This is a genomic window from Mesorhizobium sp. AR02 (assembly GCF_024746835.1).
Classification (GTDB): Bacteria; Pseudomonadota; Alphaproteobacteria; order Rhizobiales; family Rhizobiaceae; genus Mesorhizobium.
The window spans coordinates 7,424,214-7,444,431 of sequence record NZ_CP080531.1 but is presented as its reverse complement, the minus strand read 5'-3'; the positions used below and the strand labels follow the sequence as shown (position 1 = coordinate 7,444,431).

Below are 20,218 nucleotides of genomic sequence, written 5' to 3'. Positions count from 1 at the left end.
CCGGGCGCGAGGCCCGGCTTTTTCGTGTCGTGGCTTGAACGACTTAGAACTTCATACCGACGCCGAAGGTGACGCGGTTGTCGGTGGCCTTGACCTTGCCGATGCCGCTGAAGTCCTTCGAGCCGAAGTCGGTGTAACGGTACTCGACACGGCCGAACACATTGTCGGTCAGCTTGATGTCGGTGCCGACGCCGGCGGTCCAGCCGATCATCGTGGCGGTGTCGCTGGCGCCGAGGACGCTGTCCTCGACCTTCAGGCTTCTGCCGGCGAGACCGCCGGTTCCATAGAGCAGGATTTCCGGGGTCACAGCGTAGCCGAGACGGGCACGCAGCGAGCCTTCGAAGCCGCCTTTGGAGTTGATGCCGTTATCGTCGCCCTTGACGCCGTTGTAGCCGAGTTCGGCTTCACCGCCGTACACGAAGTTCTCCTGCTGCCACTGATAGCCGCCGAAGACACTACCGACGAAACCCTTGGTGTTGGTCGAATCGCCGAAATCCTTTTCCTTGGTACGGCCGCTGAAGCCATAGCCGACATTGATACCGGCATAGGGGCCGGCCCAGGATGCCACGGGCAGTTCGGCAACCGGAGCGGGTGCCGGGGGCTCTTCCCGAACGACGTCTGCGGCATAGGCAGTTCCACCGAGGGCGAAGAGCCCGAGCGCAACGGCCAGCGGCCGTGCGAATTTAAGATTGGCTTGCATTGTTCTTTACTCCTTAAGCCACAGGACACAGGCTTGTTTCTCACGATCGCCATCAACCCGTCCGGGGGGTGAAACGGATCTGGCGTTCGTCGGTTCCAAATGTCGTGTCAAAATACGGCTGAAGCGAACCTGAACTTGGGTCATTCCCCGGCGCGAATGAGGCGGAACCTTGACGTTGCATCTTCGCAACAGCGAAATGTCAGCAGCCATTTCATGCTGCGCTGCACACCGCTTGGTGCAAGGAGTCCAGCGTCCTATATTGCGCTCCGGCGGTTCCGACTCCAAGACGAGTCGGGACGCCGAACCGGGCACTTCGCCACAATGCTGCCCCAGGTGCGAACGCCATTTAACGCATGCCGGGCCATATTTCGTCGGCGTCGTGTTTTCGGGCCGAAATTGAGGATTGACAACAGATGAGCAAAGCCACTGCCGCGGCGCTGGTGACGGGCGGGGCGAAGCGGATCGGCAAGGCAATTGTCGAAGACCTCGCCAGCCATGGGTTTGCCGTTGCCATCCACGCCAATCGCTCGCATGATGAGGCGGATGCCTTGGCTGCAAGGATCAACCAGTCCGGCGGGCGCGCCGCCGTGGTACGCGCCGACCTGACCGACATGGATGCTGTCAGTGATCTCATCGGTCAGGCGGAAATCGCGCTGGGGCCGATCTCGCTGCTGGTCAACAACGCTTCCCTCTTCGTCGATGATTCCATTGAGGATTTCGACTGGCAGGCCTGGGACCGCCACTTTGCCATTCACGTGAAAACGCCGGCGCTGCTGGCGCAGAATTTCGCCCGCGCCTTGCCGGAAGGGCAGGAGGGGCTGATCGTCAACATCATCGACCAGCGCGTCTGGCGGCCGACGCCACGCTATTTTTCCTATGCGCTGTCGAAGTCGGCTCTGTGGACCCAGACTGAGATGTTGGCGCAGGCGCTCGGCCCGCGCATTCGTGTCAACGCGATCGGCCCGGGTCCGACGCTGAAGAATGTGCGCCAGGACGCTTCCGATTTTGATGCGCAGCTCGCTGGCCTGATTCTGAAGCGCGGCCCGGAATTGCCCGAATTCGGCGCCACCATCCGCTATCTCTGGGAGGCGCGCTCTGTCACCGGCCAGATGATCGCGCTCGATGGCGGGCAGCATCTTGCATGGCAGACGCCCGATGTGACAGGCATGACGGAATGAGTCCTCTGGATCACAAGAACAAGGCGCGCGGCGGCGCAGACGATCTGCCTCCCGAAATCGACCTCGAGGACGAGGCGCTGGAAGAGATCGTCGAACCCGCCGGCCCGGATGTCGCCTTCACCGCCATCGACTGGACGCCGCATGCCGGCGATGCCGAAGGCATGATCGGCGCCGAGGTGATCCAGACGCTGGTCAAGCGGCTGCCCAATGCGCCCGGCGTCTACCGCATGATGAACGCCGCCGGCGACGTGCTCTATGTCGGCAAGGCGCGCAGCCTGAAGAAGCGCGTCACCAACTACGCGCAAGGCCGGTTCCACACCAATCGCATCGGCCGCATGGTGCGCGAGACGTCGACGATGGAGTTCGTCGTCACCCGCACCGAGATCGAGGCACTGCTGCTCGAAGCCAATCTTATCAAGCGCTTGCGGCCGCGATTCAATGTGCTGATGCGGGACGACAAGTCGTTCCCTTATATCCTTTTGACCGGCGACCATCTCTCGCCCGGCATCTACAAGCACCGCGGCGCACGGTCGCGCAAGGGCGACTATTTCGGCCCCTTTGCTTCGGCGGGCGCCGTCGGCCGCACCATCAATTCGCTGCAGCGTGCCTTCCTGCTGCGCAGCTGCACCAACTCGTTTTACGAGAACCGCACCAGGCCGTGCCTGCTCTACCAGATCAAGCGCTGCGCCGGCCCCTGCACCGGCGAAATCTCGCATGAGGGCTATGCCGAACTGGTCGCCGAGGCGAAGGACTTTCTCTCGGGCCGCAGCCAGAAGGTGAAGACCGAGATTTCGGCGGCCATGCAGCAGGCCTCGCAAGACCTCGATTTTGAGCGCGCCGCCATCTATCGCGATCGGCTCGCGGCCCTGTCGCATGTGCAAAGCCATCAAGGCATCAACCCGGCGACCGTCGACGAGGCCGATGTCTTTGCCATCCATCAGGAAGGCGGCCAGGTCTGCATCCAGGTGTTCTTCTTCCGCACCGGCCAGAACTGGGGCAACCGCGCCTATTTCCCCAAGGCCGATCCGGCCCTGGAAGCCGCCGAGGTGTTGGGCTCGTTCCTGGCGCAGTTCTATGACGACAAGCCGACGCCGCGCGCCATCCTCCTGTCGCACGGCGTCGAGGATCAGGAATTGCTGGCCGAGGCGCTCTCCACCCGCGCCGGCCGCAAGGTGGCGATCTCGGTGCCGCAGCGCGGCGAGAAGAAGGATCTGACTGACAACGCCCTGCAGAACGCCCGTGAGGCGTTGGGCCGCAGGCTGGCCGAAACCTCGACGCAAGGGCGCCTGCTTGCCGGTTTCGCCGAGACGTTCGGTCTGGCCAAACCGCCGGTACGCATCGAGGTGTACGACAACTCGCACATCATGGGCACCAATGCCGTCGGCGCCATGGTCGTCGCGGGACCGGAAGGGTTTGTGAAAAACCAGTACCGGAAATTCAACATCCGCTCGACCGAGATCACGCCGGGCGACGATTTCGGCATGATGCGAGAGGTGATGGAGCGGCGCTTTTCGCGGCTGCTCAAGGAGCATGGCGATGTTGCCGTGGCCGACGATGCGGCAGCCGGCGAGGCGGCCGATGATCTCGAAGACGATATCTCCGGCAGCTTCCCGGCCTGGCCCGACGTCATCCTGATCGATGGCGGCCAGGGTCAGATGACGGCCGTGCGCAAGATTCTCTCGGATCTCGGCATCGAGGATCGCGTCGTGGCGATCGGCATCGCCAAGGGCCAGGACCGCGATGCCGGCCGCGAGCGCTTTTTCGTTAGGGGCAGGGACTCCTTTTCGCTGCCGGTGCGCGACCCCGTGCTCTATTTCGTCCAGCGCCTGCGTGACGAGGTCCACCGCTTCGCCATCGGCTCGCACCGGGCTCGGCGCAAGAAGGAAATGGTCAAGAGCCCACTCGACGAGATCGCCGGCATCGGCCCAGGCCGCAAGCGCGCGCTGCTGCTGGCATTCGGCACCGCCAAGGCGGTCAGCCGTGCGGCTATCGAGGATTTGAGGAAAGTCGAGGGCATTTCCGAACAGGTCGCCAAACTGGTCTACAATCATTTCCACGAAAGTTGAAAAATTCGGCAGTTTCCGCTGGCCAGTCGAATCTGGCCTGTTGACCCCCTACATTCGCTTCTGATTTGAGTACGCAGGCAGAAAGAGTCCACATGGCCCAGCGCGCGTTCAACCTGCCCAACATGCTGACCTACGCCCGCATCATCGCGGTGCCGCTGGTGGTGCTGTGCTTTTTTCTCGAAGGCCATCTGAAATCGAGCGACTTCGCCCGCTGGTCGGCGCTGGTCATCTTCCTGCTGGCATCCATCACCGATTACTTCGATGGCTATTTTGCGCGCGCCTGGCAGCAGACGTCCAACATCGGCAGGATGCTCGATCCGATCGCCGACAAGCTGCTGGTCGCCACGTGCCTTTTGCTGCTTGCGGCCGATACCGACCGCCATGCCGGCATTGCCGGCTGGTCCCTGTGGGCGGCAATCATCATCCTGTGCCGTGAAATCCTGGTTTCGGGCCTGCGGGAATATCTGGCGGCGCTCAAGGTCTCGGTGCCGGTGACGCAGCTCGCCAAGTGGAAGACCACCATCCAGATGGTCGCCATCGCCTTCCTGCTGGCGGGGCCGGCCGGTGACAAGATCTTCCCGCTGACCACGCAGACCGGCCTGGTGCTGCTGTGGATTGCGGCACTCGTTACGCTCTACACCGGCTATGACTATTTCCGCGCCGGCCTCAAGCACATCATGGACGAGTGAGATGACGACCCGCCTCATCTACTTTGCCTGGGTGCGTGAACGGATCGGCATGCCTGAAGAGGATGTCGAATTGCCCGCCGGGATCGAGACGGTCGCCGACCTCTTGCGCTGGCTGCAATCGCGCGGCGAAGGCTACGAACATGCGCTGCAATTTCCCGACGTGATCCGCGTTGCCATCAACCAGGAACATGTCGACCACCGCGAGAAGATAGCGGGCGCGCGCGAGATCGCGCTGTTCCCGCCGATGACCGGGGGCTGACACTCATGTCGGCCGTCCTGGTGCCGATCGTGCGCATCCAGCGCCAGGATTTCGACGTCGCCGTCGAGATTGCCGGGCTGACGCAAGGCCGCGCCGATATCGGCGCGGTGGTTACTTTCTCGGGCCTCTGCCGCGACGAGCAGGGCGCGCTTTCGGCACTGGAGCTCGAGCACTATCCCGGCATGGCGGAGGCCGAGATCGGCCGCATCGCCGCTGAGGCGGTTCAGCGCTGGCCACTGCAAGGCCTCACCGTCATCCACCGCCATGGCAAGATCGCGCCGGGCGAGAACATCGTGCTGGTGGTGGCCGCCTCGGCCCATCGCCAGGCGGCGTTCGAAGCGGCGAACTTTCTCATGGATTATCTCAAATCGCGCGCACCCTTCTGGAAGAAGGAGCATCGCGTTGACGGTTCCGAGGGTGGCTGGGTCGAGGCCAAGGAAGCCGACGCCCTGGCGGCCGGGCGCTGGAAGTCGCCGTCCGAATAAATCCCTGTCGCAGCCATGCATTGACCGCAATCCTTTGGCCAATTGAGCGCCGTTGGTCAGCTTGGGCGTTGGCAGCCCGGGATTGGCAGTTCGGGGCAAGGGAGGTGGTCATGCTGGACAGGCTCGCGGAGTTCTTCGTCTTCGGTTTCGTGCCTCTGGTCGTCGGCATCCTGGCGGTGCCAGAACTCTCCGTGGCCGCCGAAAAGGCGGTGAGGGGCGAGGTCATCTATCGCGAGCGTATCGCCCTGCCGCCCAGCGCCGTGCTTTCCGTCCAGCTTGCCGATGTCTCGCTCGCCGATGCGCCGGCCAAGATCATCGGCGAACAGACTGTCAAGCCGGCCGGCCAGGTGCCGATCAGCTTCGAGATCAAATTCGATCCATCGGTGATCCGGTCGCAGATGACCTATGCGCTGCAGGCCCGCATCACCGTCGACGGCAGGCTGATGTTCATCTCCGACGTGCGCCATCAAGTCGATCCGCTGACCGACGCGCCGCAGACCATCATGCTGAAGATGGTCACGCCAGGCACCGAGCCGACGGCTTCCGTCTTTGGTCAGCTCTGGGTGGTCGACTATGTCGATGGCATTGGCGCGATCACCGCGCCGCAGGCGACTTTCAGGGTCAGCGAGGCCGGCAAGGCCGGCGGCAGCGGCCCCTGCAACACCTATTTCGCCACCGCCAAGGTCGATGGCCAGGCGATCGCCATCAGCGAGATCGGTTCGACCTACAAGGCCTGCGCACCGGAGGTGATGGCCGAGGAAAAGGCGTTGTTCGATGCGTTGGCCAAGGCGGCGTCATACAAGGTCGATGCCGGCAAGCTTGCCATATCAGACAAGGACGGTCACGAAATCCTGCGCTTCAGCGCCGCGAGTTGATTTCCGCATCGGCGTCACGCCGCTGCCGTTTCCTTGGCCATGGTCTTGACGATCTCGATGGTCTGGTTGTCGGCCGGAAACAGCATTTCCAGGGCAAGCTCCGCCAGCGTCACATCGTTGGGCGTGCCGAAAACGGTCGTGGTGTTGAGGAAGGACACGGTGCCGAGGCGCGTTGCGATGCGCAGCGGCGTTGCCAGCCGCTGCGCCGCTTCCAGCCCTTCCGCCACGTCGGAACCGGCCGGCGAGGGATAGGCCATCACTTCGGCCAGCAGGCCCTGGATGACCGGATCGGCGCGCGCCTCGATCTGCTGGCGCAGAACATGCACCGTATGCGCGCGCCAGGCGGCGAAGTTCAGGATGCGCGGACCCATGCCGGCCGGATGCAGGATGAGGCGCACGGAATTGACCGGGCTGCGCATGAGATCGGTTGAGCATCCCTCATAGAGCTGCGGCAGCGCCGAGTTCGACAGCACCACGTTCCAATGGCGGTCGACGGCGAAGGCCGGGTAGGGCTTGTGCGCCTGCAGCACGCTGTCGATCGCTGTCCTGGCCGCCTCCAGTTCCGCAAGCGAGCGCTCCTGGAAGCCGGGCGCAAAGCCGGCCGCGAGCAGCAGCGTGTTCTGATCGCGCAGCGGCACTACGAGGCATTCGGCCAGCCGCACGATCATCTCGCGGCTTGGCCGCGAGCGTCCGGTCTCGAGATAGGAAAGATGCCTGGTCGAACTGTCCGCCGCCAAAGCGAGATCGGTCTGCGTCATCCGGCGCTGCTCGCGCCAGCGCCGCAGCAGCACGCCAAAGGGTGTCTGGTGCAGTGTCATCGCCGGAGCCTAACGCGCGATGGCGCCGCGGTTCAATGACCTGGAAGGTCAAATTCGACGTGACCAGGCCGTCGCTTTTTGACCTCCGAGGTCATGGATTTCGATCCTCCACCCGGCGAATTCTCTCCTCCGAAGAGGCGGTGCATTGCCGTTTTCGCAAACAGATGGAGTGAAGATCATGACCAGGTCCCTGGATGCCCAGGCGTTGGCCGACCGCTATGTCGCCGTGTGGAACGAGACGGACGCAGAGCGTCGCCGCGCGGGCATTGCCGCCCTGTGGGTGTCCGACGGCCAGCACTATGTCGGCGAACGCGCGGTGCGCGGTTACGAGGCACTCGAGGCACGGGTGCGCGGGTCGCACGAGAAGAATGTCCGCGACGACGGCAACCGCTTCCGCGCCGCCTCGAATGCCCGGCTGCTGCACGACGTCGTCACTTTCACCTGGGAGATGCTGCCGGCCGACAGCGACACCGTTTTGGCGACCGGCCTCGAATTCCTGACCGTCGATGCCGAGGGTCACATCCTGGTCGACTACCAGTTCGTCCCAGCCTGAACGGGTTCAAAACGAGGAGACGAAAAATGCCTTTCATCACGACCACCGACGGGACGCAGCTCTATTGGCGCGAGTGGGGGCAGGGGCAGCCGATGCTGTTCCTCAGCAGCCTCGGCTTTGGCAGCCAGACGTGGGACTACGAGATGGCGGCCTTCGCCGAGCAAGGGTTCCGCTGTATCGCATTCGACCGTCGCGGCCACGGCCGCTCCGATCATCCGGCCCACGGCTACGACCACGACACCTTTGCCGACGATGTCGCCACGCTGATCGGGCAGCTCGATCTCACCGGCATCACCCTGGTCGGTCATTCGATGGCGGGTGGCGAGGCGGTGCGCTACCTCACCCGGCATGGCAGGGATCGCGTCAAGCGGCTCGTCCTGCTGGCGCCGATGACGCCGATGCTGCTCAGGACCGACGACAATCCGGGTGGCGCGCCGCGGGAAGGTTTCGAGGCCTTGTGGGCGCTGTGGAGGTACGATTATCCGAAATGGGTGACCGACAACATCGCGCCGTTCTTCATTCCGGAGACGTCGCCTGGCATTGTGCGCTGGGGCTACACCCTGGTGCAGGTCTCCGTTCCCGTGGCGCTCGCCTGCAGCCGCGACATGGTCGAGCAGGATTTTCGCGCGGAATTGCGTGAAATAGCGCTGCCGACCCTGCTTATCCATGGCGATCGCGATCGCTCGGCGCCGATCGAGTTGACCGGCATACCATCGGCGAGACTGATCCCGGATTGCCGCTTCCTTGTCTATGAAGGTGCGCCGCACGGCATCATGTACACGCATATGGACCGGCTGCATGCCGATATGCTGCGCTTCGTGCGCGAGACCTGATCGGCCGCCAATGGAAGGGCCGGCGAAACGCCGGGCTTCTCCAGATCAGACTGTCGCTTCGTCGCCGCAAGCTAAAACACGCGTGCAAGTCAGATCAGTTCTGTTTGGATCAGCTCGGTTCTCGGCCGGAGGAAAGCAGCCGTCATCTGCCGGATGACTCCGTATTTGAGGCCACCTATACTCTCTGCGCTTCAGGCGAAAGAAAACGCGATGCGTAAAGCGCTGCCATGAAAGTCGCTCTCTTTGTCCCGTGCTTTATCGATGCGTTTTATCCAGGGGTCGGCATTGCGACGCTCGAGTTGCTGGAGCGCCTGGGCCTCGACGTGGACTATCCCGAGGAGCAGACCTGCTGCGGCCAACCGATGGCCAACAGTGGCGCACAAAAGGAAGCAGCAGGCGCGGAGGCCGTCTTCGTCAGCAATTTCGCCGGCTACGATTACGTCGTCGGACCTTCGGCGAGTTGCATCAACCATGTGCGGTCCCACCTGACCGCGATCGAGCAGACTGCTTCCGTCCGTCACGTCAGGGCGGCTGCCTATGACCTGACCGAGTTTCTTCATGACGTGCTGGATGTGCGCGAATTTCCCTGGGCGGAATTTCCACATCGCGTCGGGCTGCACAACAGCTGCAGCGCCATCCGGCATTTGCGCCAGGCGACGGCGTCCGAAATCGACGAGCCGGCGTTCTCGAAGCCGCGTGCCTTGCTGGAAAGCGTCAAGGGGATTGAATTCGTCACGCCGTCTCGGCCGGATGAATGTTGTGGCTTCGGCGGCACGTTCTCCGTCACCGAAGAGGCCGTTTCCGTGAGAATGGGTCAGGACAGGGTACGCGATCATCTGGCTGCGGGCGCCGAATACATCGTGTCCGGCGACATGTCGTGCCTGATGCACCAGCAAGGCTGCGCCGATCGCATGAAGCTCAATGCGCGCTTCATCCACATTGCGCAAATTCTGAACGGCGCTCGGGCATGAGCAAACGGGTCGATCACGCCAAGGCCGCAGGCAACTTCCTCGCCAAGCCGGATCACGTGTCGTTCCACGACCAGCGTCTTTGGGATTTGCGCTTGAAACGCGACGCACAGGCGCACGGCATACCCGAATGGGAGACCCTTCGCGACCTCGCTTCAGGTATCAAGGAGCATACGCTCTCTCATCTCTCCCAGTACGTGGAGCAGTTTGTCGATGCGGCCGAAGGCAACGGCGTCGTCGTCCATTTTGCCGCCGACGCCGGCGAGCACAATGAGATCGTCTTGAGCCTTTTGTCCGAGCGCGGCGTGACCACGCTGGTCAAGAGCAAGTCTATGCTCACCGACGAGTGCGCGATGCGGGCCCATCTCGAGCCGCGCGGCATCGTGGTGATGGAGACCGATCTCGGCGAGCGTATTCAGCAGCTCGACAATCAGAACCCAAGCCACATGGTTGTCCCCGCGGTGCACAAGCTGCGCAGCGACGTGGCCGAGCTGTTTGGCCGCACCATCGGCACCGATCCCGCAAACAGCGACATCCATTACCTCGCCGAAAGCCAGCGCATGGATACGCGCCCACATTTCCTGCGTGATAGGACGGCGGGCATGACCGGCTGCAATTTCGCGGTCGCGGAGACGGGAACCGTCGTCGTGTGCACCAACGAGGGCAATGCCGACCTGTCGGCCAACATTCCTCCCTTGCACATTGCCTCGATCGGCATCGAGAAGCTGATACCGCGCATTTCCGATCTCGGGGTCTTCATCCGGATGTTGTCACGCAGCGGGCTCGGCTCGCCGATTACGCAGTACACCTCGCATTTTCGCAGCCCTCGGCCAGGCACCGAGATGCACTTCATCCTGGTCGACAACGGCCGCTCTGAACGCCTCGCCATGGAGGACTTCTGGCCGTCGCTGAAGTGCATTCGCTGCGGCGCTTGCATGAATACCTGCCCGGTCTATCGGCGCAGCGGCGGCCTGTCCTATGGCAGCACCTATTCGGGACCGATCGGAGCCATCATCAATCCAACCTTCGATCTGCAGCGTTTCAGCGCGCTGCCCTTCGCCTCGACGCTGAACGGCAGTTGCACCAGCGTTTGCCCGGTGCGCATCGACATCCACGAACAAATCTACAAATGGCGCGAGGTGATCAGCGCACGGCACGAGACACCCTTCGTCAAGGCGGAGGTGTTGAAGATGGCCGGGCGCCTGCTCGCCAGTCCGACACTGTACCGCGCCACCATTGCCTCGCTTGGCGGTGCCTTGAAGCGGCTGCCCAACTTCCTGCTCTACAATCCGCTGAACATCTGGGGCCGGCAGCGCGACCTTCCCGATGCACCGGCGCAAACCTTCCGCGACTGGTACCGCGAAAATCGGAAGCAGCCGAAATGACCTCTCGCGATGTCTTCCTGGCGAAAATACGCAAGGCGCAGCCTTCGCCGGTGTCGCTGCCCATCGTGCCGCTCTTCGCCACGCCTGCGGGCGATCGTGTCTCGCGCTTTGCGACGGCGTTGACGCTCATGGGCGGCACTTGCATCACGCTGCAGGGTCTTGGCGAGGTTCGAAGCTGGGTGGCCGATCGTTTCGGCCCGGACGCGGTGATCGCATCCGCGGCGCGGGGAATCGACGGCAACAGGGCGATCAGTTCTCAAACCCTTCCCGTGTCGCTCGAGGATGTCACCGTCGGTATCGTACGGGCGCGCTTTGGCGTCGCCGAAACCGGCTCCGTGTGGTTCAGCGAGGACGAATACGTCGTCAATGCAATCGGCTATCTCGTGCAGCATCTCGTGGTGCTGCTCGATCCGGCGCAGATCGAGGACGGGCTTCAGGAAGCCTACCGCCGGCCCGACTTCAGGACCGCCTGCTACGCCGCACTGGTCACCGGACCATCCGCTACTGCAGACATCGAAGGCGTCATGATCCGTGGGGCTCAAGGCGTAAGATCGTTGACGGTCGCACTGGTGCCTTGACACCCAAAGTGCAGCAGCGCCGCACGGGCGGGCGGCATATCGACATGCTCCGAATGCGATCTGCCGACAATGAAAAAGGCCGGCGAAATGGAGTGGGCCCCTCGGGCCGGACAGTGTCAGGCCGCTGATTTGACCGTTTGCCGGGTGTGTTGATCCTCGAATTGCATTGGACTGAGATAGCCGAGTGCTGAGTGAAGCCGTCGACGGTTGTAGACCTCGTCAATGAAATGCGGAAGGTGTTCGATGACATCGGCGAACGTCTCGAAGGCCATTGGATAGACGGCCTCGACTTTGAGCGTCTTCATGAAGCTTTCCGCCTTTGCATTGTCGTAGGGATTGCCGCGCCGGCCCATGGAACCGACCAGGCCGTGGGCGGCAAGGTGATCGCGATAGGCTGTCGCGGCATATTGTGATCCGCGATCGGAATGATGCACGCAGCCGGGTGGCGGTTTGCGTCCTTCGACTGCGGCGGTCAAAGCCGCCAGCGTCAGCCGCGCGTCGATCGAGCGGCTGATGGCGTATCCGACAACCCGCCGCGACCAGGCATCCAGGACAACGGCAACATAGGCAAAGCCGCCGACGACGGTGACGTATGTGATGTCGGCCACCCAGAGTTGGTTCGGCCCATCGCAGATGATGTCCCGGGCGAGGTTCGGGAAGATCGGCTGATTGTGATCGCTATCCGTGGTCACCGTGTAGCGCTGGCGCATTCTCGGCTGAAGGTCATGCTCGCGCATCAGGCGGCGGATCTTCTTGTGATTGACGATCATGCCTTTTTGCCGAAGAGCGGCGCGGACACGGCGCCAGCCATAGTGCTCGAACTCGTCACAGATCGCTGCGATCGCTTCGACGATCGCGGTGTCGTCGGCCGTCTTCTCCGGACGGTCGTAGTAGGTCGAACGCGAGAGGCCCATCAGCCGGCATCCTTCGGCGACGGAGAGACCATGGGACCGGTGGTCGCGGATGTAGGCCCGTTTCTCTGCCGCGGTCCCGCATGCAGAGCCCCCTTTAGAAACTCCAGTTCCAGAGCCTGTTTTCCGACGAGCCGTTCGAGCGCGGCAATGCGCGCCTCATAAGCCTGGAGAAGATCAGCAGCTGCGGCATCCTCATCGAGAGCGCCCGCCTGAAACTTCTCGACCCATATCCGGATCAGATTGCGTGAGATGTCGTGTCGCTTCGAGAGGGCATGCAGGGTCTCGCCGCCGAAATACTCCTGCGAAACCTGCCGCTTGAACTCGACGCTGTGGGTTCGGTGCTTTGCCATGGGCCTTCATCCTCTGAAAGCCCGGCTGCCCGGTCAATTACCGAAAACCATCCTGTCCGGCCCGAGGGGCCCACTCCAAAACGCCGGCCTTTTTGCATCAGATTTGGCAGTGTCGGCTCAGCCGACGATCTCGGTGTCCGAGAACCAGTACTTGATCTCCTGCGCGGCGGTTTCCGGCGCGTCGGAGCCGTGCACCGAATTCTCGCCGATCGACAGCGCGTGCACCTTGCGGATGGTGCCTTCGGCGGCGTTGGCCGGATTGGTGGCGCCCATCACTTCGCGGTTCCTGGCAATGGCATTCTCGCCTTCCAACACCTGGACGATCGTCGGTGACGACGACATGAATTCGACCAGTTCGCCGAAGAACGGACGATCCTTGTGGACGGCGTAGAAGCCTTCCGCCTCACGGCGGCTCATCCACACGCGGCGCGAAGCGATGACGCGCAGGCCGGCATCTTCCAGCATCTTGGTAATGGCGCCGGTGAGGTTGCGCCGGGTCGCGTCCGGCTTGATCATGGAAAAGGTGCGTTCGAGCGCCATGGGTCGTCCTTGTCTGAGAATGGAATTGAGAGTGGCGGGCTCTATACAAGCCGCCCGGAGCCAGAGCAAGGGGTCGGAACGCTGCGCGCTTCTATGTCGGGCCGGCAGGCCAGGAGGCGCGATCAGATGGCTGCACAGCAACGCTTTGCTTGCTATAGTCGCGTGTCGGCGCCGCGCTGAAGTCGGCCCGAATGGAGACAACATGACCATGGCAGACGATCGTCAGGAGCGCATTCGCAACCGCGCACATCAGATCTGGCAGGAAGAAGGGCAACCGGCCGGTCACCACGAACGCCATTGGCACCAGGCGGCAGCCGACATCGATCGGGAGGACGCAGGCAAAAAGCCGGCCAAGAAGGCATCTGGCACCGGCAAGGCCAAAGCCGCCCCCAAGGAAGAAAAGACTGCCGCAAAAGCCAGCAAGCCGAAGACCAGCAAGCCAAAGAAGGCGGCCAAGTAAGGCCAGCTATCCCGCCGCTGATTTTCGTCACTGATTGACGGCGCGTCCAAGCTGCCTTGCGGGCAGGGCAGGCGCTGGCGGCGTCACGCCGCCGCGGCAACCTTTCGTCCCAGGCCGCCATGCAGGTCGAGGCAGCGGGCGAACCATTGTGTCACGACGTCGCTGTCTTCGAGCAGCTGATAGGGCGTGGCGATACGCGCCCACTGCAGCGCGCCAAAGACGATATAGTCCGCAAACAGCGGCGAGGCGCCGCCGATGAAGGGCTGGTAGCCCAGCATCGAGCGCAGCGGCTCAAGCGAAGCCCGAAACGCCGCCAACCCGGCGTCGCGGGCCGCGACGACGTCTTCCAGGCGCTTGCCTAAGCGTTGCTCACGGCTCTGGCGGAAATAGGTGGCGTTCTCCTCGTCCTGCATGGTGTGGAGATCGACGATCGCAGCGGTGGTGACGTAGGGGTGGATGGTCAATTGCGACCAGCGCTCGATGAAACGCGCCATTGCCTTGCCGCCGTCGCCGCCAAACAGCGTCGGCCGATCCGGATAGGCTTCGTCGAGATAGAGCGCGATGGCGAAGGAATCGATGACGACCTTGTCGCCGTCGCGGATCACCGGAACGGTTTTCGAAGCGCCGCCTTCGATGGTGGGGACCTCGAGAAAACGCGTCGGCGCGGTTGAGATATCGAGCCCCTTATGGGTCAGCGCCATCGTTGCCTTCCAGCAATGCGGGCTGAACGGGCGGCTCACGTCACGCCCGACGAGATCATAAAGCAGAATGGTCATTGGCGCGGGTCCCTTTGCGGTCTAGGTATCGCTCCCGACACCCCGAAACGGGCGCGGCGGGAGAAAAGATGAAACAGCATTTCATGATGTTTGCGGCGTACAATCAATGGGCCAATGGCCGCATCTATGATGCCGCCGCCGATCTCGACGATGAGGAATTCAACCGCGACGTCGGCGCCTTCTTCGGCTCGCTGATGGGCACGCTGAACCACCTGCTCGCCGCCGATCGCATCTGGATGAAGCGCTTCACCGGCGAAGGCGACGCGCCGACGGCGCTTGATGTCATCCTGCATCGGGCCTTGCCCAAGCTGAGGATGGCGCGCGAGGCGGAAGACCGGCGGATCATCGACTGGCTTGGTGGTATGAGCGACAAGGCGCTGTCCGGCCGCTTCACCTATATGACGGTGTCGGACATGCGCACCGTCTCGCAGCGTCTGGCGCCCGCGCTGGCTCATGTCTTCAACCACCAGACTCATCATCGCGGCCAGGCGCATATGATCCTGACGGTTCTCGGCCGCCCGTCCGTGCCGCTCGATCTGGCGCATTTCCAGCGTACTGAAGAGGGCAGGGCTTTCGCTTGATCCAGATTGATGCGTTCTAAATCCGAGGGCGAGCGGCCCGCGCCGGCTATCGCCGCATTTTTTGCCGCAGCATGGCTTTCACATCAGGCCATTCGGAATCGATGATGCTGAAGCGGACGGAATTGCGTTTCCGGCCGTCCGGCATGATCCGCTCATTGCGAACGATCCCTTCCTGCTTTGCGCCTATCCGCAGGATGGCCGCTCTCGAAGCGTCGTTGAGTTCATCGGTGGTGAACTGCACGCGAACGCACGCCATGGCCTCGAAAGCATGGGCCAGGAGAAGGTATTTAGCCTCGGTATTGACCCCCGATCGCTGAACTGAACTGCCGAGCCATGTGTGGCCAATCTCCAACTTTCTGTTTGCGCGATCGATCTTCCAGAACCGCGTACTCCCGCAGATCGCTCCCGTGCTGTGCAGGACGATTGCATAAGGCATGACGGTCCCGGCCTGTCGTCCGGCCAGGGCGCTGGCAATATAGCCATCGATCGTGGCTGGTCCGGGAACCACGGTGGCCTTCAGGTTCCACAGTTCACCGTCCGCGGCTGCACGCAGAAGGCCCTGCGAATGCTCCGGCTGAAGGGGTTTGAGCTCAACGATTTCGCCGACCAGGGCGGGTTGCCTGGATTGGACGTCCATTGGCCGATGGTCCTCAATCTTCTGGTCGGCGGTCATCGGGGGACGATACGAGCTGATCCGAATTTCAGACAGCCTCGGAAACCAGGTCACTGATTTCGCTATCCAATTGGCATTGCGTCAGAGCCGCTTCCGCCATGACCCATTGTTTGAACAGCAGCACCTTGCGTGCGACAAGGCTCTTGTGGGGGGAGACGAAATACCAACCGGCTGTGTTTGGGTGGTGGACGGCAAAGGGAGCGATCAGCCTCTCGGCGCGGATGTCGCTGGCCATATAGGCACGGTTGGCCACGGCAAAGCCCATTCCGGCATTGGCCGCCTCGTAAGACATCATGCACGAGTCGAAATAGATGCTTTTGGTCTCGCTGAGCACGAAGCTGGCGCCGGCGAAACCAAGCCAGGATTGCCAGTTCTGGGTGCAGGTGTCGGAATGCAGCAGCGTGAAGTGCTTGAGGTCGTCCGGTGTCACCTTCGACACCGGCTTGTCGCCGAGAACCTCATGGAACAGCTTGCGGCTGCATACCGGTGTCAGGTCTTCCCGAAACAGCAGATCGGACGGCAGCCCGTTGAAATGGCCGTCGCCATAGCGGATTTCGAGATCGAAATCGGAGGTCGTGAACTCGTGCGTCGCGTAGGAGGTCGAAACCCGCATCACGATATCGGGATGTTGCCGCTGGAACAGCGGCAGGCGCGGAAACAGCCAGCGCGCGGCAAAGGTCGGCAGCACGGATATCTTCAGCACATGTTCCTGAGATTGTCCGGTCGCTTCCATGCTGGCAGCGACGATCCGCTCCAGCGCTTCGCGAACGCGCGAGACATAGGTCTCGCCTTCCGGCGTCAGCGACACCGCATTGCCGCCGCGCTGGAAAATCTTGAAGCGCAGCTGATCCTCCAGGCTCTTGACGCGCTGACTGACCGCTGAAGCGGTGATGAACTGCTCTTCGCCGGCTCGCGTGAAATTGCCGTGGCGCGCAGCACTCTCCACGATTTTCAGCGAATTGAGGTTGACCTGACTGAGCAGACGCACGGGTTTCGACCTTAAGCTAGGCTTACAGTAGCACTAGCATTCCTAATTTTACAGGGGGGGCTAATTTAATCGACTGTTAATCAAGTGTTTGCCCCCCACTTGGAGAAGTACAATGAACGCACATACCATACCCGAACTGCGCTATGCGATGAGCCGCGAGGCCATTATCGGCCACGAAACCGCCTGGAAAGTGTCGAGTTTCGGCGTTGCGCAGTACCTGCACGGCTATGATCCGGCACTGCTTGCCGCAATCGAGGAGGCCGCCCTGAAGCTCAAGGACAGCCATGCCGTGCACAAGCACCTCGACCTGACCTTCATCACCGGGGCCGACCGTTTCATCCCCGAAATCAAGGAGTTGCTGCACGACAAGCTGCGCCTGGAGCGGTTGTCCGACATGATGGGCACGAAGCTGGAGCCCTATCCGCTGTCGATCGTCGGTTCGACCGTCACCTTCATGAATCCCAGGGACGGCGCCGTCGAATGGCATTGCGATGGCGTTCCGGTCACCGAGCTCATTCCGCTGTCGATCAGCAATCCGCTGGTCGGCGGCCATCTCGAAATCTATTGCGACGATTCCGAGACCGGCCGTGCCATTCTCGAATCCGGCCGCGAGATCCCGCGCAACCGTATCATGCGCATCGATCACAAGATGAACTACGCGACGCTTGGGCAGTTCCTTGGCGTCCTGCATCGCACCGCTCCGATCCAGTATGGCGAGCGCGTCACCCTGGTGCTCAACCAGCGTTCGGTGGCCAAACCCTACGTCGACGACAACCGCATGTTCTATCTCGCCGCCGACAACGACCACGACCGCGAGTGGGTCAACGAGCTGGCCGAAGATGTTTGGACCAACCAGTTGCCGGCCTATCGCCGGTTCGAGGCGGAGCATCCCACGCCCGCCCCAGTTGCCGAAGCGCCGATTGCGGGCGGAGCCAGGGAATCATGGTAGCGAACCATGATCCCGAAAAGGGGGACCCGGTTTTCGGGCGAGTTCATGGTCGAGCACCGAGATAGAGCCCGATACCGGTTCTTTCGGCACGGTTCGATATCCGCGCTGGTCTTTGCCTCCGGCGCGGTGGCTTTGTGGTCGACCAACGCGCTGGTCGGCAAATCCCTGCTGGCGAACCATCCGGTTTCACAGGTGCAGTTCCTGCAATTTGCGGGAGCTGCACTGGTCTTCGCCCTGATCCGCTTCATGAGCCGGGAGGGGGCTCCACCGGTGGCGCCCAGAGCTGCATTCGCACCGCTCGCTATCGGTTTCATCGGTCTCGTCGGCACCATGGTGCTGCAATACATCGCCTTCGCCTCGATGCCGGTGATCGAAGCCAATCTCGTGGCCTACACCTGGCCCTTGATGGTTGCCGCGGCCGTGATCGCTTTCGAAAACCCACGGCGTCCGGCCTTGCTGGGCCTTGCCGCGGCCTTGGGGTTCGTCGGCGTCGCGCTGGTGATTTCGGGCGGGCGTGACCGCACCTGGTTCCAGGGCGATCTCGTCGGCTATTGCGCCGCCTTCGGGTCTGCGTTGTGCATGGCCTTCTATTCGGTGATGGTGGGGCGGCTCGCCACGTCGCCGGAGCGCCTGTTGCTGCCCTCGTCGCTGGTCGGCGTTGCCCTGACGCTGTTATGGTCTGCTGGCGAAGGCGTTGCCTGGCCCGCCGGCATGGATCTGGCGCTTGGGCTTTATCTCGGCGCTGGCCCGATGGGGCTGGGTTATTACTTCTGGTCGCGCGCCTTGAAGCTCGAAGGCAGTGGCAAGGTCGCGGTCGTCGCCTATCTCACGCCGATTGCGTCGACCTTGCTGCTGACCTTGTCCGGCGAACGGTTGACGACGACCGCCATTGCTGGAGCCGTCCTCGTCATCGGCAGTTGTATCGCGGTCGGCCTGGAACGCTCGGAGGCGCAAGACTATGTTTGACGACAATGAACGTCTCGCCAGGCAGGAAGCGCATTGGCTGATCAAGGAATTTGGCGCCGAGGCGCCGCTTTACGCGGCGATGAAGGCAGAAAAGGCGATTGAGCAGAAGGACTTCGGGCGTTGTGCCCGTTGGCGGCGTATTCTAGAGATATTGGCCGACGCCCGGACAACCAAGTCTGCCGCATCCAAGTATTAGATTTTCTAATTTGCACGACGTCGATTTCCCGTAAAAATAGTTGACGTCAAGTCTTGATTCGTTTTGGAACTTGGCGACTCGTTGGGGGACGCGGTTAAAGAGATACATCGACAAAAGTCTTCGCTGGGGTGGATGACTTTGTCGCAAATAGGGTGAAAGAATTGTCAAATATCGAGGATAAGACCGTTATAGAGCTAACGGCCGATATTGTCTCGGCCTATGTCGGCAACAATCCGCTTCCGGCTTCCGGCCTGCCTGACCTGATTGCCAGCGTCAGCGCATCGGTTCGAAAGCTGGCTGGCGCGGCCGTCGTGGAAAGCCCGAGCCTTGTTCCGGCCGTAAACCCGAAAAAGTCGGTGTTTCCCGACTACATCGTCTGCCTGGAGGACGGAAAGAAGTTCAAGTCGCTCAAGCGACACCTCAGGACAGACTATGGTTTGAGCCCGGACGACTATCGGGCCAAATGGGGCCTGCCGCCAGACTATCCGATGGTCGCTCCGAACTACTCGGCGACCCGTTCGGCGCTGGCAAAGTCGACAGGGCTTGGCCGCAAACCGGCAGCAGTGCCGGCCGCCGTGGCAAAGGGAACGAAGCGCAAGGCGGCTGGCTGAGCGCGAAGCGACCCGGCCAGCCGGCTGAACGCGACAACCAATGGAACCCGGAAGGCGGCTCTGCCCTTCCGGGTTCATCGCCTTATCTGCGGCTGATCGTGCAGAACCACGTTCAGCAACGAACTGTGCACCACGAGTTTTCCATTGTACTCGATGAATCCAAGTTCGCGGAACTTGTTCATGAAGTAGCTGACTCGCGGTCGCGTTGTGCCGATCATTTCGGCAAGCGTCTCCTGCTTGACCTTGCCGAGAATAGGCTCAGGCTTTCCTTCCTTGCCGAAATTTGCCAGCAGGAGAAGCGCCCGTGCCAGGCGCTTTTCGCTCGAATTGAAAAGCTGATCGACCAAGTCCTCTTCGACGCGGATGGTTCGTGTCAGAAGGTGGGCGATGAACATTTCCGAAAACGCCGGCTCGTCGTGAAGGACGCGCATGATCGCCTTCTTGTCTAGCCGCATGATCTCGGTCATCGACGTCAAACCGCATCGCAACCCGGCTTCCCAACCATTCCGAACACTGCGACAGGCATGCCTTGGCTGACGACGCTAACGAGACATCGCCACAATTCCCTGCGCCAAGGTTCCCTGGGATGCAGCCTCCTCTCGCAATGTGTCGGCTATTTCCGTCAAACTGTGTCCGGCCTCGGATGGGCGTCGAGCAGCAGGCTGGCAACGGCTGCTATGTCCAGCCTATGCCGACCCTATGCCGACGCCGCTGGGCATCGGAAACCGCATCTGCGATCTTGAGCGCCAAGGGAAGCGTGGGCATCCTCGAATCTCCATGCCGCCTTGGTTTATTCGGGTCCTGATGGGAGTTTTAGCGGTCCTCCC

General features: G+C 62.1%; 25 protein-coding genes and 1 pseudogene. 17 read left to right on the top strand and 9 right to left on the bottom strand.

Annotated elements, in window-relative coordinates; genetic code table 11:
• Positions 1-43 precede the first annotated feature (43 nt).
• Positions 44-700, bottom strand: a complete 657-nt coding sequence (locus DBIPINDM_RS40630; RefSeq protein WP_258584623.1) for an outer membrane protein — start codon at positions 698-700, stop codon at positions 44-46.
• Between the two features lie 413 nt (positions 701-1,113).
• On the opposite strand from DBIPINDM_RS40630, the gene DBIPINDM_RS40625 reads away from it, so the two are divergent.
• From DBIPINDM_RS40625 to DBIPINDM_RS40600, 6 genes are all read left to right on the top strand, one after another.
• The gene (locus DBIPINDM_RS40625; RefSeq protein WP_258584622.1) at positions 1,114-1,878 is read left to right on the top strand and encodes an SDR family oxidoreductase; all 765 of its coding nucleotides are present in this window, start codon (positions 1,114-1,116) and stop codon (positions 1,876-1,878) included.
• Positions 1,875-3,944 carry an excinuclease ABC subunit UvrC gene (gene uvrC, locus DBIPINDM_RS40620; RefSeq protein WP_258584621.1) on the top strand — a complete coding sequence of 690 codons (2,070 nt, stop codon included), beginning with the start codon at positions 1,875-1,877 and terminating at the stop codon, positions 3,942-3,944. The genes DBIPINDM_RS40625 and uvrC overlap by 4 nt, the downstream gene beginning before the upstream one ends.
• A gap of 92 nt (positions 3,945-4,036) precedes the next feature.
• A complete protein-coding gene (gene pgsA, locus DBIPINDM_RS40615) occupies positions 4,037-4,633 on the top strand; it encodes a CDP-diacylglycerol--glycerol-3-phosphate 3-phosphatidyltransferase (protein ID WP_258584620.1) in 597 nt (198 codons plus the stop codon).
• 1 nt (position 4,634) lies between these two features.
• Positions 4,635-4,892 (top strand): molybdopterin converting factor subunit 1, encoded by a 258-nt coding sequence (moaD, locus tag DBIPINDM_RS40610; protein ID WP_258584619.1) that lies wholly within the window; start codon positions 4,635-4,637, stop codon positions 4,890-4,892.
• A gap of 5 nt (positions 4,893-4,897) precedes the next feature.
• On the top strand, positions 4,898-5,377 hold the full coding sequence (locus DBIPINDM_RS40605) for a molybdenum cofactor biosynthesis protein MoaE (RefSeq protein ID WP_258584618.1): 480 nt from the start codon (positions 4,898-4,900) through the stop codon (positions 5,375-5,377).
• 110 nt (positions 5,378-5,487) lie between these two features.
• Positions 5,488-6,252 (top strand): YbaY family lipoprotein, encoded by a 765-nt coding sequence (locus tag DBIPINDM_RS40600; protein WP_258584617.1) that lies wholly within the window; start codon positions 5,488-5,490, stop codon positions 6,250-6,252.
• 14 nt (positions 6,253-6,266) lie between these two features.
• Here the strand turns inward: DBIPINDM_RS40600 and DBIPINDM_RS40595 are convergent, their stop codons facing one another.
• Positions 6,267-7,070, bottom strand: coding sequence for a helix-turn-helix domain-containing protein (locus DBIPINDM_RS40595; RefSeq protein ID WP_258584616.1), 804 nt, complete (start codon positions 7,068-7,070; stop codon positions 6,267-6,269).
• Between the two features lie 178 nt (positions 7,071-7,248).
• Here DBIPINDM_RS40595 and DBIPINDM_RS40590 point away from each other — a divergent pair, with 178 nt between their 5' ends.
• The 5 genes from DBIPINDM_RS40590 (at position 7,249) to DBIPINDM_RS40570 (ending at position 11,387) form a co-directional block, all read left to right on the top strand.
• The gene (locus tag DBIPINDM_RS40590) at positions 7,249-7,623 is read left to right on the top strand and encodes a hypothetical protein (RefSeq protein WP_258584615.1); all 375 of its coding nucleotides are present in this window, start codon (positions 7,249-7,251) and stop codon (positions 7,621-7,623) included.
• Positions 7,624-7,649: 26 nt separating this feature from the next.
• Positions 7,650-8,456, top strand: a complete 807-nt coding sequence (locus tag DBIPINDM_RS40585; protein ID WP_258584614.1) for an alpha/beta fold hydrolase — start codon at positions 7,650-7,652, stop codon at positions 8,454-8,456.
• A gap of 227 nt (positions 8,457-8,683) precedes the next feature.
• Positions 8,684-9,427, top strand: coding sequence for a (Fe-S)-binding protein (locus tag DBIPINDM_RS40580; RefSeq protein WP_258584613.1), 744 nt, complete (start codon positions 8,684-8,686; stop codon positions 9,425-9,427).
• A complete protein-coding gene (locus tag DBIPINDM_RS40575; RefSeq protein ID WP_258584612.1) occupies positions 9,424-10,809 on the top strand; it encodes a lactate utilization protein B in 1,386 nt (461 codons plus the stop codon). The genes DBIPINDM_RS40580 and DBIPINDM_RS40575 overlap by 4 nt, the downstream gene beginning before the upstream one ends.
• On the top strand, positions 10,806-11,387 hold the full coding sequence (locus tag DBIPINDM_RS40570) for a LutC/YkgG family protein (RefSeq protein WP_258584611.1): 582 nt from the start codon (positions 10,806-10,808) through the stop codon (positions 11,385-11,387). The genes DBIPINDM_RS40575 and DBIPINDM_RS40570 overlap by 4 nt, the downstream gene beginning before the upstream one ends.
• A gap of 116 nt (positions 11,388-11,503) precedes the next feature.
• Here DBIPINDM_RS40570 and DBIPINDM_RS40565 read toward each other — a convergent pair whose 3' ends face one another.
• From DBIPINDM_RS40565 to ndk, 3 genes are all read right to left on the bottom strand, one after another.
• Entirely contained in the window at positions 11,504-12,352 is an 849-nt protein-coding gene (locus DBIPINDM_RS40565; RefSeq protein WP_258589462.1) for an IS3 family transposase, read from the bottom strand.
• On the bottom strand, positions 12,301-12,651 hold the full coding sequence (locus tag DBIPINDM_RS40560; protein WP_258584610.1) for a transposase: 351 nt from the start codon (positions 12,649-12,651) through the stop codon (positions 12,301-12,303). Before DBIPINDM_RS40560 ends, DBIPINDM_RS40565 begins: the two co-directional genes overlap by 52 nt.
• Before the next feature lie 117 nt (positions 12,652-12,768).
• Positions 12,769-13,191 carry a nucleoside-diphosphate kinase gene (gene ndk, locus DBIPINDM_RS40555; RefSeq protein WP_258584609.1) on the bottom strand — a complete coding sequence of 141 codons (423 nt, stop codon included), beginning with the start codon at positions 13,189-13,191 and terminating at the stop codon, positions 12,769-12,771.
• A 202-nt stretch (positions 13,192-13,393) separates the two neighbouring features.
• On the opposite strand from ndk, the gene DBIPINDM_RS40550 reads away from it, so the two are divergent.
• A complete protein-coding gene (locus tag DBIPINDM_RS40550) occupies positions 13,394-13,651 on the top strand; it encodes a DUF2934 domain-containing protein (RefSeq protein WP_258584608.1) in 258 nt (85 codons plus the stop codon).
• Between the two features lie 83 nt (positions 13,652-13,734).
• Here DBIPINDM_RS40550 and DBIPINDM_RS40545 read toward each other — a convergent pair whose 3' ends face one another.
• Entirely contained in the window at positions 13,735-14,427 is a 693-nt protein-coding gene (locus DBIPINDM_RS40545; RefSeq protein WP_258584607.1) for a glutathione S-transferase family protein, read from the bottom strand.
• Between the two features lie 68 nt (positions 14,428-14,495).
• On the opposite strand from DBIPINDM_RS40545, the gene DBIPINDM_RS40540 reads away from it, so the two are divergent.
• On the top strand, positions 14,496-15,008 hold the full coding sequence (locus tag DBIPINDM_RS40540) for a DinB family protein (RefSeq protein ID WP_258584606.1): 513 nt from the start codon (positions 14,496-14,498) through the stop codon (positions 15,006-15,008).
• 46 nt (positions 15,009-15,054) lie between these two features.
• On the opposite strand, the gene DBIPINDM_RS40535 is transcribed toward DBIPINDM_RS40540, so the two are convergent.
• On the bottom strand, positions 15,055-15,681 hold the full coding sequence (locus DBIPINDM_RS40535; RefSeq protein ID WP_258584605.1) for a GNAT family N-acetyltransferase: 627 nt from the start codon (positions 15,679-15,681) through the stop codon (positions 15,055-15,057).
• Positions 15,682-15,709: 28 nt separating this feature from the next.
• The gene (locus DBIPINDM_RS40530) at positions 15,710-16,669 is read right to left on the bottom strand and encodes a LysR substrate-binding domain-containing protein (RefSeq protein ID WP_258584604.1); all 960 of its coding nucleotides are present in this window, start codon (positions 16,667-16,669) and stop codon (positions 15,710-15,712) included.
• Positions 16,670-16,781: 112 nt separating this feature from the next.
• On the opposite strand from DBIPINDM_RS40530, the gene DBIPINDM_RS40525 reads away from it, so the two are divergent.
• The 4 genes from DBIPINDM_RS40525 to DBIPINDM_RS40510 all read left to right on the top strand — a co-directional run bounded on the left by DBIPINDM_RS40525 (position 16,782) and on the right by DBIPINDM_RS40510 (position 19,391).
• Positions 16,782-17,618 (top strand): hypothetical protein, encoded by an 837-nt coding sequence (locus tag DBIPINDM_RS40525; protein WP_258584603.1) that lies wholly within the window; start codon positions 16,782-16,784, stop codon positions 17,616-17,618.
• Between the two features lie 45 nt (positions 17,619-17,663).
• Positions 17,664-18,584 carry a DMT family transporter gene (locus DBIPINDM_RS40520; protein ID WP_318036960.1) on the top strand — a complete coding sequence of 307 codons (921 nt, stop codon included), beginning with the start codon at positions 17,664-17,666 and terminating at the stop codon, positions 18,582-18,584.
• Positions 18,577-18,780 carry a hypothetical protein gene (locus DBIPINDM_RS40515; RefSeq protein WP_010915223.1) on the top strand — a complete coding sequence of 68 codons (204 nt, stop codon included), beginning with the start codon at positions 18,577-18,579 and terminating at the stop codon, positions 18,778-18,780. The genes DBIPINDM_RS40520 and DBIPINDM_RS40515 overlap by 8 nt, the downstream gene beginning before the upstream one ends.
• A gap of 161 nt (positions 18,781-18,941) precedes the next feature.
• Positions 18,942-19,391, top strand: a complete 450-nt coding sequence (locus tag DBIPINDM_RS40510; protein ID WP_258589461.1) for a MucR family transcriptional regulator — start codon at positions 18,942-18,944, stop codon at positions 19,389-19,391.
• Positions 19,392-19,465: 74 nt separating this feature from the next.
• Here the strand turns inward: DBIPINDM_RS40510 and DBIPINDM_RS40505 are convergent.
• Positions 19,466-19,852, bottom strand: a pseudogene (locus DBIPINDM_RS40505) (helix-turn-helix domain-containing protein); the annotation flags it as partial.
• Positions 19,853-20,218: the final 366 nt, after the last annotated feature.